Raw genomic sequence first — 13,642 nt, 5'->3', positions numbered from 1 at the left:
CCCTCCGGCTCCGCGCGACTACTTCTCGTCGTCCTCCCTGGTGCGTTCGCCCTCCGCCTGGGACGGCGTGGTCCGCATCGTCTGGGGGTGCCGCTGCTTGCGCTGGGCCTCGTCCATGTCCTCGTCGAGGCGCTCTCCCTCGGCCTGTGACGGGGTCGTGTATTCGTCGTACTGGCTCATGACCGCCTCCTCGGTCGATACCGTACGTATGCGTACATAAGGAGCCTAGCTCTTCGGCCTGCACGCAGCCCGGCCATCGGATGCCGTCGCTACCATCGGCGGCGTGAGCGAAGACGTACCGCTGCTCGATGATCTGATGCCCTGGTCCGTGGGCGGCCTGCGCCTGGGCCGGGACTGGGTGGCCGCACCCGATCCGGCGGCCCTGCGCGCCCGCTGGGCCGCCCTGACCGGCTCCGAGGGTGCCGAGCGGGAGCGGCTGTTCCGCCCGAGCCGCAGCCGCGGGCCCGACGCCGGGGCGGCCGCCCTGCCGGGGCAGCGCTCGGCGGCCACGGCCCGTTTCGCCGACGACCCGGGCCCCTGCCCCGACCCCGTACGGGTGCTCCGCGAGCCCTTCGACGAGCAGTGGCTGCTGCCCGACCAGCGGCTCATCGACGCGGCCCGCCCCGAGCTCTGGCGGGTGCGGGACGAGCACCAGCTGTTCCTCGTCGGGACCCCGGATCCGCTGGTCACCGCGCACCTCCCGGTCGGCCGCCTCGGCCGGATCCGCCCCCTGCACCGGCGCCCCGGCGGCGCCGAGCCGAATCTCGCCCCCGGCCTGCTGCCCCTGCTCGGTGCGCGCCACGGCGGCCGGGTCACCGCCGAGGACGTCCTGTGCTGGATCCTCGCGGCGGGCCGCCGGGGCCCGCGCGGGTACGAGGTCCCGCTCGCCGCCGGCTCCGAGCACTGGCGGGCCGGGCTGGAGCTGGGGCACCGGCTGCTGAGCGTGCAGCTGCGCGGTGCGCGCGGCGGTGAGCCGCCCCGGCTGCCCGGCGGGCGCCGCCCGTACGTCCGCTCGGCGGTCACGGGCCGGCCGCGCGAGCTCGCGTACGACGCCGGGAGCGAGACGCTGAGCCTCGGGAGCGGGACGGTCTCCCCCGTACCGGCCGGGGCCTGGGAGTACGAGGCGCAGGGCGTGCGGGTGCTCCCGGCCTGGTTCGCCGCCCGCACCGCGCACCGGGGTCCGGACGCCGAGGGTCTGGCCGCGCTGGGGCCGGCCGAGTGGCCGCAGAGCTGGACCTCGGAGCTGCTCGCCCTGGTGACCACGCTGGCACTGCTGGCCGAACTGGCCCCGGAGCGGGCCGCGTTCGAGCCCGGGCCGGGGCTGTCGGCGGAGGCGCTGCGCGCGGCCGGGGTGCTGCCGCCGCCGGCCTGGGCCCGGCGGCCGGCTTCGGTGCTGGACCACCAGGAGGAGGGCCCGGGCGGGCAGTTCGCCCTCCTCTGAGGATCCGAGGAGGGGCGGGCCTAGGCCGGGCAACCGAGCCACCGGACCGCCGGGCCACCGGGCCACCGGGCCGCCGAGCCGCCGGACCACCGGGCCGCCGGACCACCGGACCGCCGGACCGCCAGACCGCCAGACCTACGCTCCCCAGGCCCCCAGCAGCCGGGACACCGTACGGTCGAAGACCTGGGCCATGTCGAGCCCGGCGCCCGGGACCGGGCCGCCACCGACGGCCGCCGCCAGCCGCGGATACTCCCCGGTGGCCAGCCGGGAACCGAGCCAGGCCGTCCGTACGCGCTGCTCCTCCGCCTCGCCCCAGGGCAGCGACCGGGCCCGTTCGGCCAGCGCCAGCTCGCTGGCCACGTAGGTCGCGACGGCCCCGTTGACGGCGGCTACGAGCTCCAGCTTCTCGCCGTCCGGCACGTCGAGCGGAGCCAGGCAGTCCAGGCTGTACTCCAGGTAGCGCAGGGCGTTGGGGCCGAAGCCGTAGACGGGGCTCAGCAGGCGCGGCAGCCAGGGATGGCGGTGCATCAGCGCGCGTGTCCGGCGGGCCAGCGCGAGCAGGTCGGCCCGCCAGTCGCCGGTCGGCGCGGGGAACTCGTACTCCCCGCTGACCGCGTCGACCATCAGCTCGTACAGGTCCTCCTTGCGCGGCACGTAGTTGTAGAGGGACATCGTCCCCGCGCCGATCCCGGCCGCCACGCGCCGCATGGAGACGGCCTCGATCCCCTCCTCGTCGGCGATCCGCACCGCCTCGGACGCGATGGACTCGCGGCTGTGCGCGGGCCTGGGGCCGCGGCCGGCCCGCTGGGGGCGGGACCAGATCACTTCGGGTTCAGCGGGTCGCCCGCCGGCTGTCATGGCTCAGATCACCTCGTCGTCTCCCCACCATCTTAGTTACGTACGTCGTACGTAGTGAGGTACGGTGGCGCACATGATGACTACGTACGCTGTACTTAGTGAAGGTCTGGAGAAGAGCTACGGGGAGGTCCACGCCCTGCGCGGCCTCGACCTCGCCGTCCCCGAGGGCACGGTCTGCGGCCTCCTCGGCCCCAACGGCGCGGGCAAGACCACCGCCGTCCGGATCCTCACCACGCTCACCGCACCCACCGGCGGCCGCGCCCTCGTCGCCGGTCACGACGTCACGCGGGATCCCGCAGCCGTCCGCCGCGCCATCGGCGTCACCGGCCAGTACGCCTCCGTCGACGGGGACCTGACCGGCCGTGAGAACCTCCGGCTCTTCGCCCGGCTGGCCGGACTGCGCGGCCCCGCGGGCCGGGCCCGCGCGGACGAGCTGCTGGAGCGCTTCGGGCTCGGCGAGGCAGCCGACCGAGTGGCCGCCACCTGGTCCGGCGGCATGAAGCGGCGCCTGGATCTGGCCGCCGGCCTGGTCACCCGCCCCCGGGTGCTGTTCCTCGACGAGCCCACCACCGGCCTGGACCCGGCGGCCCGCGAGCAGATCTGGACGGCGGTGCGCCGGCTCTCCGAGGAGGGCACCACGGTGCTGCTCACCACCCAGTACCTGGAGGAGGCCGACCGGCTGGCCGGCGAGATCGCGGTCGTCGACCGCGGCCGGGTCGCCGCCACCGGCAGTCCGGCCCGGCTGAAGGCCCGGATCGGCGCCCGCGCCGAGGTCACCGTCGCGCGGCGCGGGGCGCTCGCCCGCGCCGCCGCCGTGCTCGACCAGCTCACCGGCGGCCGGCCCGTGCTCGACGAGGAGCGGCTGACCGTCGGCGTCACCGTCCTCGACGGCGCCCTCACCCTGCCCCGGATCATCCGGGAACTCGACACCGCCGGGGTCCCGGTTACGGACGCGACCCTGCGCCCGCCCACCCTCGACGAGGTGTTCCTGCGGCTCACCCAGGCCCGTTCCACCGACACCGACACCGACACCGACGCAGGCGCAGGCGCCGGCGATCAGGAGTACGCCGCATGAGCACCCTGCTGTCCGACGGCGGAGCCGTCCTCACCCGCCAGCTCCAGAAGGCCCGGCACGCCCCGGCGCTGCTGGTCCTCACCCAGACCATGCCGATCACCATGCTGCTGTTCTTCGGCTATGTCTTCGGCAGCGCGCTCGCCATGCCGGGCGCGGAGTACCGGGAGTTCCTGGTCCCCGGGCTGCTGGCCGCCACCGCCGCGAACGGCCTGATGACCGGCATGTTCACGGCCGCGCAGGACGCCCACCGCGGGGTGATGGACCATTTCCGGACCCTGCCGATGAGCCGTACCGCCGTACCGCTCGGGCAGACGGCCGCCGATCTGCTGACCACCGGCGTGTCGATGGTGCCGCTGATGCTGGTGGGGCTGGCGATGGGCTGGCGCATCGAGAACGGCCTGCCCGGCGCGCTGGGGGCCCTGGGCGTGCTCCTGCTCTTCCGCTTCGCCACCGCGTGGGTGGGCACGTACCTCGGGCTGCTGAGCAGCAGCGAGGAGGCGGCCGGCCAGCTCGGCAGCGCCACCTTCGTCCTGCCGATGCTCTCCAGCGCCTACCTGCCGACCGCGGGGCTGCCCGGGTGGCTGCGCGCGGTCGCCGAGTGGAACCCGATCAGCGCCGTCGCCACCGCCGTGCGCGAGCTCTGCGGGAACGCCGGGGGCGAGGCCGCGGCGGGCGCCGCCTGGCCCGCCGCGCACCCCGTGGCCGGGGCGCTGCTGTGGTCGGTCCTGCTGCTCGCGCTGTTCGTACCGTTGGCCACGCGCCGGTTCGCCCTCGGCGCCCGGTAGCGGCCGTCATATGTGATCAATGGCGCGCATCGCCGCCGGTGTGGTGACATCAGCCCGTCGACCCGGTAGGCAGGGCCCATGGCCACCGAACCGCTCCCCCTGGACGGCATCACCGTCGTCGCCGTCGAACAGGCCGTCTCGGCCCCCTTCGCCACCCGTCAGCTCGCCGACCTGGGCGCCAGGGTGATCAAGGTCGAACGCCCCGACGGCGGCGACTTCGCCCGTGCCTACGACACGGCCGCGCACGGCCTCGCCTCGCACTTCGTGTGGGCCAACCGGGGCAAGGAGTCGATCGCGCTCGACCTGAAGGACCCGCGCGGCCGGGAGGTCCTGCACGGACTGCTGGCCGGGGCCGACGTCTTCGTGCAGAACCTCGCGCAGGGGGCCGCGGCCCGGCTGGGGCTCGACTCGGCCGCACTGTGCGCGCGTTACCCCCGGCTGGTCGCCGTGGACGTCTCCGGCTACGGCGCCGAGGGCCCGTACGCCCACAAGCGCGCCTACGACATGCTCGTCCAGTGCGAGGCGGGCCTGGTGTCGGTGACCGGCACACCGGACCAGCCGGTCAAGGCGGGTATCCCGGCGGCGGACATCGCGGCGGCCATGTACGCCTTCTCGGGGGTCCTGGCCGCCCTGCTGCGCCGCGGGGTCACCGGGCGCGGGGGCCGGGTGGAGGTGTCCATGCTGGACGCGCTCGCCGAGTGGATGGGCCACCCGCTGCACCACACGATGCACGGCGGCGAGCAGCCCGTGCGGACCGGCCTCGCGCACGCGGTGATCGCGCCCTACGACGCCTACCCGACGGCGGACGGGGACCGGGTGCTGCTGTCGGTGCAGAACGACCGCGAGTGGCGGCGGCTGGCGCAACAGATCCTGGAGCGGCCCGAGTTGACCGAGGATCCGGCGTACGCGACGAACGCGGCGCGCACCGGGAACCGGGAGAAGACCGACGCGGTGGTGGCGGAGGCGCTGGGCCGGCTCGGCGCGGACGAGGCGATCGGGCGGCTGGAGGCGGCGGGCATCGCGTGCGCGCGGCTGAATTCGGTGGCTCAGCTGGCCGGGCATCCGCAACTCGCGGCCCGGGACCGCTGGCGGGAGGTGGATTCACCGGCCGGTCCGCTGCGGGCCTTGCTGCCGCCGATCGGACTGCCGGGCGGCGCGGCACCGCACATGGGTGCGGTGCCCGCGCTGGGCGAGCACACCGAGTCCCTGCTGCGCGCCCTGGGGATGGCGGACGCACAGATCTCGGAACTGCGCCGGGACGGTGTGATCGGGTAGGGCCGGGGAGCCGGAGGCCGAGGGGCCGACGGCTGCGGTACGGGGACGGTTACGAGCGGCGGCTGCCGAAGAGCGTGCGACGCAGACGGCGCAGCGGCGCGAAGAGCGAGACGCGCGCGCTCCGGCTCCGCAGGCGGTGCGTGTGGTCGCGGGAGGTGAGCTCGCGCATCAGCAGCGTCGCCTCGGCGGTCTCCCGGTGCGGGACGGCGGGACCGCCCAGCACGGCGAGGTGGCGGTCGAGGCGCGAGCTGGTCGCACTGCTGCCGCAGGTGATGGCAGGCACGCGAGGCGGCCTGCTGCGCATTGCTATCTGTTCCATGTTCTCTCCCCACCCGTACGAGGGCACCCGGCCCGGGCAGGTTAACCCTATCGCCCCCGCGTCGCCCCCGGGTATCCCGGTGGTGTGAATTACCCCTGTGGCGACGGGGAGTTGACGATTACTCAACGGAGTCGCCGATTACTCTCCGCACAGACGTCACGCTGCGAAAGGCCTCTGCGCGAGTCCCGTCACGACAGGGGCCACTTGGCCCACACTGCGCTAACTTGGAGTGATCGCCCGATGACACCCGGGCGCACGGGAGCACACTCGGGGGCGCGCGTGAGTGACCAATCGAACTCCGATCGTGTCATCTCGGGCCGCTACCGGCTGCTCGAACCGATCGGCCACGGCGGGATGGGCATCGTGTGGCGGGCCCGGGACGAGGTACTCGCCCGCGAGGTCGCCGTCAAGGAGGTACGGGCGCCGGCCGGACTGGAACCCGCCGAACTGGAGCGGCTCTACCGGCGGCTGGAGCGCGAGGCCTGGGCCGCGGCCCGCGTCTCGCACCGCGGGGTCGTCACCGTCTACGACGTGGCCTCCGAGGGCGGGCGCCCCTGGATCGTGATGGAGCTGGTGCGCGGGCTCTCACTGGCGGACGTACTGGAGGCCGAGGGGCCGATGACCCCTCAGCGGGCCGCGCACATAGGGGAACAGGTGCTCGCCGCGCTGCGCTCCGCGCACGACTCGGGGGTGCTGCACCGGGACGTGAAGCCGGGCAACGTCCTGATCGCCAACGACGGACGGGTGGTGCTCGGCGACTTCGGGATCGCGACCCTGGAGGGCTCCTCGGCGATCACCATGACGGGCGAGGTGGTCGGCTCGCCCGAATTCCTTGCGCCTGAGCGGGCGTTGGGGCGCGATCCGGGACCCGCGTCGGACCTGTGGGCGCTCGGGGTCATGCTCTACGCCGCCGTCGAGGGGGTCTCGCCCTTCCGGCAGGCCACCCCGCTGGACACCCTGCGGGCCGTGGTGGACGCTGAGTTGCCGCCGCCGCGCCGGGCCGGGGCGCTGGAGCCCGTACTGGAGGGGCTGCTGCGCAAGGACCCGGACGAGCGGCTGCCCGCGGCGGAGGCGGCCCGGATGCTGCGCGTGGTGGGCGCGGGCGGGACCGTACGGGCCCCCGGCGGGCCGGTGTCGGGACCGGATACGCCGACGGCCACGGCGGCGCACCACGGACCGGGGGCGGGCCACGGCCACGGGGCGGGCGAGCCGCACACGGCGCCGTACGGGACGCACGCGGCACCGTACGGGACGCCGCCACCGACCGTGTCCGGGCCGGGGGCGCGCGAGAGCCGGGCCGGGCTGGTGCTGACGGCCGGGATCGTGCTGATGCTGCTGGCCCTGGTCGCGGTGGGGTGGCTGCTGCTCAAGGACCGCGAGAACACGGGTGGGAAGGGCGGCGGGAACGGCGGCGCACCGACCGGCTCGGCGACCGCCGCACAGACCGTCACGACGACCCCTTCGACGGCTCCGTCGGCCTCGTCGTCGGCGTCGGCGTCCGCCCCGGCCACGCCGGGACAGCAGGTCTCGGTGTACGTGGACACGGTGCGCTCCTCCTACACCGGCAGCTGCCCGCCGTCCGCCGAGTACGCGCCCGCCTTCACCGCCACCGTCGAGGTGGAGCGCACCCCGGTCGTACTGGAGTACCGCTGGGCCACGCGGAGCGGGCGAACGTCCGGCCCCGACTGGCGCTCCGTCACCTACGAGGAGGGCGGGCCGAGGAGCCGGCGGCTGGAGCACACGGAGCTCACGCACGCACCGGACGGGGTCTTCGAGGACGCGGTCCGGCTGGAGGTGCGGGGACCGGCCGAGGTGACCACCCAGTGGGTGGCCACCTCGGTGACGTGCCGGAAGGAGACCCCGACGAGCGGGGCCCCCTCCCCCGGGCCGAGTCCGTCACCGGCCTCGCCGACGGCGAGCGCTCCGGCAGCTCCCGCCGAGACCGGCGAACCGGATCGGACCGTCAGGACGGACCGGATGGATCGGCCGGACCGGATGGACCGCATGGACGGGGCGGGTGGGACGGACGGGGCGGACCGGGCCGATCAGGCGGCGTTCGTGAAGACCGGCAGGTAGCCGCCGGACTGTCCGGCCGCGGTCGGGTGGTACGACTCGCCGATGTTCAGCCAGTTGACGCTGTGCAGCCACGCGTTGCCGGAGCAGATCTCGTGACCCGTGAAGGCTCCGGAGACCGAGGCGAAGGTGAAGCCGTGGTTGGCGGCGCGTTTGGCGATGGCGGCGTTGAGGTAGTCGGCGGCTCCGTTGATGGCGGCCCGCTCGCCCTCGGTCAGGCCGGTGGTGCAGGTGCCGTTCAGCTTGTAGAAGCGGGGGTAGCCGAGGACGACGACGTGCGCGCCGGGCGAGCGGCTGTCGATGGCGTTGTAGACCTGGTCGAGCTGGCCGGGGAGGGTGGAGTCCACGTAGGACTTGGCCTGGTTCACGCGGTTGACGCAGGTGGATTCGGACTGGAGGACGCAGGTCGTCATGACGTCGGAGAATCCGGCGTCGTTGCCGCCGATGGTGATGCTGACCAGGTCGGTGCCGGAGTTGAGCGGGGCGAGCTGGCTGGCGAGGACATCACCCGTGCGAGCGCCTGAGCAGGCGGTGAAGGAGAAGGTCTGGGGGGAATGGGCGGCGGCCCACAGGGCCGGGTAGGCGCGGGTGGTGCGCTTGCAGTTGCCGCTCGTGCCGTCGTAGTTGCCGGCGCCGACGCCGGAGGAGTACGAGTCGCCGAGGGCGACGTAGCCGAAGTCGGCCCGGGCGGTGGCGGCCGCCTGGCCCGCGCCGAACAGGGTGGCGCCCGCGGCGAGTAAGAGGGAGGAGGTCAGGGCAGCGAAGCGCGACAGTTTCCAGCTCATGTGTGCGGCTCCTTGTGGGGGTTACTCCTGAGTCCGTGGTACAAGCAGCCGAGGTTGGCTGGAAGTGTCCATGCCAAGAATGTTCAGGGCAGAGTTGCAGCCCGAACCTTCACTCCGAATGCGTTTGAAGAGGGAACTTGGGCACCCGATCCAGCGAAACACGGGTGCACGAGGGCACCGTGTGCCGGATCATGGGCGCCATGTCAGCCAACCCGCAGGACGCGCTGCCGATCCGGCTCAACGTCGACGACAGCGACTCACCGTCGGACGTCGTCGACGCGCTCTTCCTCGGCCGGTTCGCGTCCGGCGAGCAGCCGTACTCGCACAGCGTGTCGATCGAGCGGGTCAAGGCGGAGGCCACCTTCCTGCCGCCGGAGGCCACGGTGTTGCGCTCGGCGCGCGACAGCGACCGCAGCGCCACCCTCGCCGAGGGCGAGGGCTGGACCATGCTCGTCTCGCGCTGGAGCCGGGGCGCGGACGTCACCGTGACGGCGGTCAGCGACGAACTCGCCGCCGGCGTGCTCGGCAAGGCCACGGAAGGCGTGCAGGACGAGCCCGAACCGCAGCCCGAGAACGTCACGATGGGCTTCTGGTACGTCTCCCCGCGGCGCGGCCCGTACCGGACGACCCGCCAGATCGCGGCCGGGACCTGGGCGGAGGTGCGGCCCAACTACACCGCGCCGGTGGCCGGGGCGATGGACCGGCTGATGAAGGTGACCCCGGACGACATCGCGGGCCGGCTGCTCCTGCTGCACGGGCCGCCCGGCACGGGCAAGACCTCCGCGCTGCGCACGCTGGCCCGGTCCTGGCGCGACTGGTGCCAGGTGGACTGCGTCCTGGACCCGGAACGGCTGTTCAACGACGTGGGCTACCTGATGGACATCGCGATCGGCGAGGACGAGGGCACGGCGAAGGGCCGCTGGCGGCTGCTGCTGCTGGAGGACTGCGACGAGCTGATCCGGGGCGAGGCCCGCCACACGGCCGGGCAGGCGCTGTCCCGGCTGCTGAACCTGACGGACGGACTGCTGGGGCAGGGCCGCAACGTCCTGGTGGGGGTCACCACCAACGAGGACCTGGAAAGGCTCCACCCGGCGGTGGTCCGCCCGGGGCGCTGCCTGGCCCGCATCGAGGTCGGCCGGCTGACCCACCGGGAGGCGGTGGACTGGCTGGGCACGGACGAGGGGGTCTCCCGCGAGGGGGCCAGCCTGGCGGAGCTGTTCGCCCTGCGCCGCGGCACCGGCCCGGCGGCGATCCTGCCGCCCCAGCCGCACAGCTCGGAGGCGGGGCTGTACCTCTAGCCTCCGGCTCGGTGGGCGGTTCAACGGCCCGGCCGCGCCTCAATCGCCGGCGAGGCTCATTTCCAGCCTCTCCGGCGTTCGAGGCGAGGGGGTCCGGGGCAGCGCCCCCGGCGACCGGCCGGCGGGGCCGACGTACCGCGCTCCGGGGCCCGTGCCTCACACGCCGGCGAGGCTGGGGTTACGCCCGGACCGGCCCGCGCGGGGCCTGGGGTCGCACGGCCTGACCAGCGGAGGCTACTTGGCGGCGTACCGGGCCCGGAGGGCGTCCGTGGCCGCGGCGAGGGCTTCGGCCTGCGTCAGGCCGAGGCGGCGGACCCGGTCCGCGTACGCCTGCGCGGCGGACGCCGCCTCGCGGGACACCGCGTCCCCGGCGGCCGCGATGAAGGTCCCGTTCCGGCCCCGCGTCTCGATCACCGCGTCCGCCTCCAGCGCCCGGTACGCCTTCGCGACCGTGTTGGCGGCCAGCCCCAGCTCCTCCGCGAGGCCCCGTACCGTCGGCAGTTTGAAGCCCGCCGGGAGCTTCCCCGACCGGGCCCGGTCGGCGATCTGCGCGCGCAGCTGTTCGTACGGGGCGGCCGACCCGGCCGAGCCGTCAATGGTGATCTTCAGGTTTGTCGAGGTCACGCGGGTGATTGTCCACCATCGGCGGTTAATTGGGAGGCGCACGCCGCGAAGGCGCACGTAGCGTCTGCCGCATGACCGTATCGATCCGCGACCTTCGCCCCGGCGACCCCTCGGAGGCGGAGTCCGTCGTGCGGGTACGCCGCGCCGCCCTGCCATTCATGATCACCACTGCCGAGGGGGTGGCCTTCGAGCTCTCCTCCGCCCACCCGGCGAAGCACCACCGGATCCTCGTCGCCGAGACCCCGGACGGCCGGGTCATCGGCACCGCCCAGGTCGGCATCGTGTACGACAGCCCCGAGCCGGGCCAGTCGTACGTCAACGCCTACGTCGATCCCGCCCACCGCGGCCTCGGCGCCGGCGCCCTCCTGCTGCGCACCGCCGAGGAGCACCTCGCCGCGCGGGGCGCGGTGGACGTGTACGCCTGGGTGCTCGACGAGCCCGCCCACCGCGCCTTCGCCGAGCGGCGCGGCTACCGCCCCAGCCGGTCGGCGCACTTCCTGCGCCTGGACCTGGCGGCGGCCACGCTGCCCGAGCTCCCGCGGGACCTTCCGACCGGGGTCGAGCTGCGCCCCGGCTCCGCCTTCGCCGCCGACCCGCGGCCGCTGTTCGAGGCCGACGCCGAGACGACCTCCGACGAACCGGGCGACGTCGCGGCCGAGTTCGACGACTACGAGGACTGGCTCGCGCACACCTGGAACAGCCCGTCCCTCGACAAGGAGCTGACCACCGTCGCCCTGGTCGACGGCGTCGTGGCCTCCTTCGCCGCGGCGCAGACCGACGGCGGGACCCGCTACGCCTCCGCGATGACCGGCACCCTGCGCGCCTTCCGCGGCCGGGGGCTGGCCAAGCTCGCCAAGACGGCCTCCCTGCACCGGGCCCGCGCGGCCGGGTACACCGAGGCCTTCACCGGGAACGACGCGGGCAACGGCCCGATGCTCGCCATCAACGAGTGGTTCGGGTACGAGATCTGCGCGACCGAGACGCGCCACACGAAGAAACTGGAGACCCTGTGACCGCACAGCTGACCGTCGTCCTGACCAAGGCCGGACGGACCAAGATCCGCTACCCGGCGGCGCAGGTCGCCGACGACGGCGACCGGATCTCCGTGCGCGCCCCCTGGGCGGCGGAGGGCGTACGGGACTTCGGCTTCGTGCGCTTCGAGCCGGGCGACGTGTTCGTCGAGCACTTCTGGCGGACCCGCTGGTACGCGGTCAAGGAGGTGTGGACCGCGGACGGTGTCCTCAAGGGCTGGTACTGCGACGTCACACGGCCGGCGCTGGTGCAGAGCGGGGAGATCCTCGTGGAGGACCTGGACCTCGACCTGTGGGTCTCGGCGGACGGCAGCTCCGTGCTGCGGCTGGACGAGGACGAGTTCGCCGAGAGCGGGCTCGCCGCGAGCGACCCGGAGGCCGCGGCCCAGGCCGTACGGGCCCTCGACGCGCTGGACGACCAGGCCCGGTCCGCGGCCGGCCTTTCCGCACTCCTCGCGTAGTCCGGGGACGTGGGACGCGGGCGCGGGGCGCGCGGCGGCCCTCCCGTGGGGAGCCGGGAGGGCGCCGGGCCCGGGATGGTCCGGGGCCACACCATACGCACGGGCCTCAGTGGCCCGATAGGCATATGACAGGGGAGATTCCGGATCCCCGGCAGCCCGCCGGGCGGCCGGGCGCGCGATCCGGTACTCCGTCTCGGCGGGCCGGTGCAATCCCCTCACCCCAGCCCCCCATCCCCGGAGGAACCGAGCATGCCCGTCCACACCGCCACCCCGCTCGCCGAGTCGGTCTCCACGCCCGAGAAGGTCTGGTACGCCTCCTACGGGTCCAACATGCACATGGACCGCCTCGCCACGTACATCGCCGGCGGCACCCCGCCGGGTGCGGCCCGCACGTACCCGGGCTGCCGGGACCACAGGGCGCCCGAGCGCTCGATCGCGGTCGAGCTGGAAGGCCGCCTGTACTTCGCCACGGAGTCCCCTGTGTGGACGGGGGGCCGGGGCTTCTACGACCCCACCGCTCCCGGTCGCATGCGCGGACGGGCGCACCTGGTGACGGTCGGCCAGATGTCCGACATCGCCGCACAGGAGATGTACGAGGAGCCGGGGGCGGACCTGGACCTGACGACGGCCCTGCGGGACGGTCGTGACGAGCTGGGCCCGGGGCGGTACGAGACCGTGATCTGCCCGGGCACGATCGAGGGCATCCCCATACTGACCTTCACCGCGCCGTGGAGTCTTCAGGACGTCGAGGTGCTCAACCCGTCGGGCGCGTACCTGCGCTACCTGGCCGGCGGCCTCCTGGAGTCCGGCCCTTGGCAGGAGCAGGACATCGCCGACTACCTCGCAGCCTGCCCCGGCGCCTCCGGCAACTGGACGGCCGCACAGGTGAGGGACCTGCTGACGACCGACACGGGCCGGTGACGCCGCCGGAAGGGCAGGCGACGCCCTGCCGATCCCGCTTCCTGAGGCGGCTCTCGGCCCTGCGGTGCCTGATACCTCGTCCGCGTCACCACCGGCGTCGGCCGGACGGCGCGCTCGGCGTGCTGGACTGACGTCGGGGCGGCAGGCTGGGGGCATGTCGGATCAGACGGAGATCATCGTGCATCCGGTGTCACCGCAGGGTGGTCGCAAGGTCACGGTGCATGCGCTCGGCGTGGACGCGGACCTCGGGCGTGCGCACACCCCCAGGGATGTTGCCGAGTTCCTGCGCCGCGCCGGCCTGGAGGACGTGGACCTGAGCGAGGACGGGCCGATCACCTGGGAGGGCGGCGGTCCCGAGGTATGGAAGCGCCCCGAAGCCTGAACGTCATCGGCGGCACTCGGGGAGCCGGTCGGGGAGCCACCGGAGGCGGCACGAGCCGGATCGGCCTGGACTGTCATGGACGGTGGGGAGCCGGAACCCTTGGGGTGCGAGGGTTGCGTGACACCGCTTCCTGAGGCGGCTCTTGTCCCTGCCTTAAGAGGACCCTAAGGATCCGCTCCGGCGGGCTCGGGGTGGCAAAACCCGTGGTCGGGGCGGCTAGCTTGGCCGGGCCAGGACAGGAAGGGCCCGTTGTGGCGCCGCCGGGGGGCGGCGCACCGCGGAGCCCGATTCCGCCGGCATACCCCTGCCTTGTG

The 13,642-nt window shown here is 74.1% G+C and carries 15 protein-coding genes; 10 read left to right on the top strand and 5 right to left on the bottom strand.

The features are described from left to right. Positions 1-18 precede the first annotated feature (18 nt). On the bottom strand, positions 19-180 hold the full coding sequence (locus tag ACFY04_RS36125) for a hypothetical protein (RefSeq protein WP_189739804.1): 162 nt from the start codon (positions 178-180) through the stop codon (positions 19-21). Between the two features lie 136 nt (positions 181-316). On the opposite strand from ACFY04_RS36125, the gene ACFY04_RS36120 reads away from it, so the two are divergent. Continuing rightward, positions 317-1,441 (top strand): type ISP restriction/modification enzyme, encoded by a 1,125-nt coding sequence (locus ACFY04_RS36120; protein ID WP_389123763.1) that lies wholly within the window; start codon positions 317-319, stop codon positions 1,439-1,441. A gap of 135 nt (positions 1,442-1,576) precedes the next feature. Here ACFY04_RS36120 and ACFY04_RS36115 read toward each other — a convergent pair whose 3' ends face one another. Further along, entirely contained in the window at positions 1,577-2,299 is a 723-nt protein-coding gene (locus ACFY04_RS36115; protein WP_314249319.1) for a TetR/AcrR family transcriptional regulator, read from the bottom strand. A gap of 73 nt (positions 2,300-2,372) precedes the next feature. Between ACFY04_RS36115 and ACFY04_RS36110 the strand changes: the two genes are divergently transcribed. From ACFY04_RS36110 to ACFY04_RS36100, 3 genes are all read left to right on the top strand, one after another. Next, positions 2,373-3,374: an ATP-binding cassette domain-containing protein gene (locus ACFY04_RS36110; RefSeq protein ID WP_389123703.1), complete on the top strand. Its 1,002-nt coding sequence runs from the start codon at positions 2,373-2,375 to the stop codon at positions 3,372-3,374. Further along, positions 3,371-4,159: an ABC transporter permease gene (locus ACFY04_RS36105; RefSeq protein WP_389123701.1), complete on the top strand. Its 789-nt coding sequence runs from the start codon at positions 3,371-3,373 to the stop codon at positions 4,157-4,159. The genes ACFY04_RS36110 and ACFY04_RS36105 overlap by 4 nt, the downstream gene beginning before the upstream one ends. A 78-nt stretch (positions 4,160-4,237) precedes the next feature. Next, positions 4,238-5,434: a CaiB/BaiF CoA transferase family protein gene (locus ACFY04_RS36100; RefSeq protein WP_389123699.1), complete on the top strand. Its 1,197-nt coding sequence runs from the start codon at positions 4,238-4,240 to the stop codon at positions 5,432-5,434. A gap of 49 nt (positions 5,435-5,483) precedes the next feature. On the opposite strand, the gene ACFY04_RS36095 is transcribed toward ACFY04_RS36100, so the two are convergent. Then, on the bottom strand, positions 5,484-5,753 hold the full coding sequence (locus tag ACFY04_RS36095; RefSeq protein WP_076046471.1) for a hypothetical protein: 270 nt from the start codon (positions 5,751-5,753) through the stop codon (positions 5,484-5,486). A 279-nt stretch (positions 5,754-6,032) separates the two neighbouring features. On the opposite strand from ACFY04_RS36095, the gene ACFY04_RS36090 reads away from it, so the two are divergent. Further along, entirely contained in the window at positions 6,033-7,829 is a 1,797-nt protein-coding gene (locus ACFY04_RS36090) for a serine/threonine-protein kinase (RefSeq protein ID WP_389123697.1), read from the top strand. Here ACFY04_RS36090 and ACFY04_RS36085 read toward each other — a convergent pair. Continuing rightward, entirely contained in the window at positions 7,799-8,611 is an 813-nt protein-coding gene (locus ACFY04_RS36085) for an SGNH/GDSL hydrolase family protein (RefSeq protein WP_389123695.1), read from the bottom strand. The two genes, ACFY04_RS36090 and ACFY04_RS36085, sit on opposite strands and share 31 nt — an antisense overlap. A 200-nt stretch (positions 8,612-8,811) precedes the next feature. On the opposite strand from ACFY04_RS36085, the gene ACFY04_RS36080 reads away from it, so the two are divergent. Continuing rightward, positions 8,812-9,909 (top strand): DUF5925 domain-containing protein, encoded by a 1,098-nt coding sequence (locus ACFY04_RS36080; RefSeq protein ID WP_389123692.1) that lies wholly within the window; start codon positions 8,812-8,814, stop codon positions 9,907-9,909. A 234-nt stretch (positions 9,910-10,143) separates the two neighbouring features. On the opposite strand, the gene ACFY04_RS36075 is transcribed toward ACFY04_RS36080, so the two are convergent. Continuing rightward, a complete protein-coding gene (locus tag ACFY04_RS36075) occupies positions 10,144-10,533 on the bottom strand; it encodes a GntR family transcriptional regulator (protein WP_389123691.1) in 390 nt (129 codons plus the stop codon). Positions 10,534-10,604: 71 nt separating this feature from the next. Between ACFY04_RS36075 and ACFY04_RS36070 the strand changes: the two genes are divergently transcribed. The 4 genes from ACFY04_RS36070 (at position 10,605) to ACFY04_RS36055 (ending at position 13,328) form a co-directional block, all read left to right on the top strand. Further along, a complete protein-coding gene (locus ACFY04_RS36070; RefSeq protein WP_389123688.1) occupies positions 10,605-11,546 on the top strand; it encodes a GNAT family N-acetyltransferase in 942 nt (313 codons plus the stop codon). Further along, a complete protein-coding gene (locus ACFY04_RS36065) occupies positions 11,543-12,025 on the top strand; it encodes a DUF402 domain-containing protein (protein ID WP_389123685.1) in 483 nt (160 codons plus the stop codon). The genes ACFY04_RS36070 and ACFY04_RS36065 overlap by 4 nt, the downstream gene beginning before the upstream one ends. Before the next feature lie 249 nt (positions 12,026-12,274). Further along, the gene (locus ACFY04_RS36060) at positions 12,275-12,946 is read left to right on the top strand and encodes a histone deacetylase (protein WP_389123683.1); all 672 of its coding nucleotides are present in this window, start codon (positions 12,275-12,277) and stop codon (positions 12,944-12,946) included. Positions 12,947-13,100: 154 nt separating this feature from the next. Then, entirely contained in the window at positions 13,101-13,328 is a 228-nt protein-coding gene (locus ACFY04_RS36055; RefSeq protein WP_373041385.1) for a hypothetical protein, read from the top strand. Positions 13,329-13,642: the final 314 nt, after the last annotated feature.

Origin of the sequence: Streptomyces sp. NPDC001549 (genome assembly GCF_042894025.1) — a bacterium.
In the GTDB taxonomy this organism is placed as follows: domain Bacteria; phylum Actinomycetota; class Actinomycetes; order Streptomycetales; family Streptomycetaceae; genus Streptomyces; species Streptomyces kutzneri.
The sequence above is the reverse complement of the archived record's forward strand: the minus strand, read 5'-3'. Positions and strand labels throughout refer to the sequence as shown.

Excerpts from the sequence above, each read along its gene's own strand:
- ACFY04_RS36125 (WP_189739804.1), bottom strand. The coding sequence starts at position 180 with ATGAGCCAGTACGACGAATACACGACCCCGTCACAGGCCGAGGGAGAG.
- ACFY04_RS36120 (WP_389123763.1), top strand. The coding sequence starts at position 317 with ATGCCCTGGTCCGTGGGCGGCCTGCGCCTGGGCCGGGACTGGGTGGCC.
- ACFY04_RS36115 (WP_314249319.1), bottom strand. The coding sequence starts at position 2,299 with ATGACAGCCGGCGGGCGACCCGCTGAACCCGAAGTGATCTGGTCCCGC.
- ACFY04_RS36110 (WP_389123703.1), top strand. The coding sequence starts at position 2,373 with ATGATGACTACGTACGCTGTACTTAGTGAAGGTCTGGAGAAGAGCTAC.
- ACFY04_RS36105 (WP_389123701.1), top strand. The coding sequence starts at position 3,371 with ATGAGCACCCTGCTGTCCGACGGCGGAGCCGTCCTCACCCGCCAGCTC.
- ACFY04_RS36100 (WP_389123699.1), top strand. The coding sequence starts at position 4,238 with ATGGCCACCGAACCGCTCCCCCTGGACGGCATCACCGTCGTCGCCGTC.
- ACFY04_RS36095 (WP_076046471.1), bottom strand. The coding sequence starts at position 5,753 with ATGGAACAGATAGCAATGCGCAGCAGGCCGCCTCGCGTGCCTGCCATC.
- ACFY04_RS36085 (WP_389123695.1), bottom strand. The coding sequence starts at position 8,611 with ATGAGCTGGAAACTGTCGCGCTTCGCTGCCCTGACCTCCTCCCTCTTA.
- ACFY04_RS36080 (WP_389123692.1), top strand. The coding sequence starts at position 8,812 with ATGTCAGCCAACCCGCAGGACGCGCTGCCGATCCGGCTCAACGTCGAC.
- ACFY04_RS36070 (WP_389123688.1), top strand. The coding sequence starts at position 10,605 with ATGACCGTATCGATCCGCGACCTTCGCCCCGGCGACCCCTCGGAGGCG.
- ACFY04_RS36060 (WP_389123683.1), top strand. The coding sequence starts at position 12,275 with ATGCCCGTCCACACCGCCACCCCGCTCGCCGAGTCGGTCTCCACGCCC.
- ACFY04_RS36055 (WP_373041385.1), top strand. The coding sequence starts at position 13,101 with ATGTCGGATCAGACGGAGATCATCGTGCATCCGGTGTCACCGCAGGGT.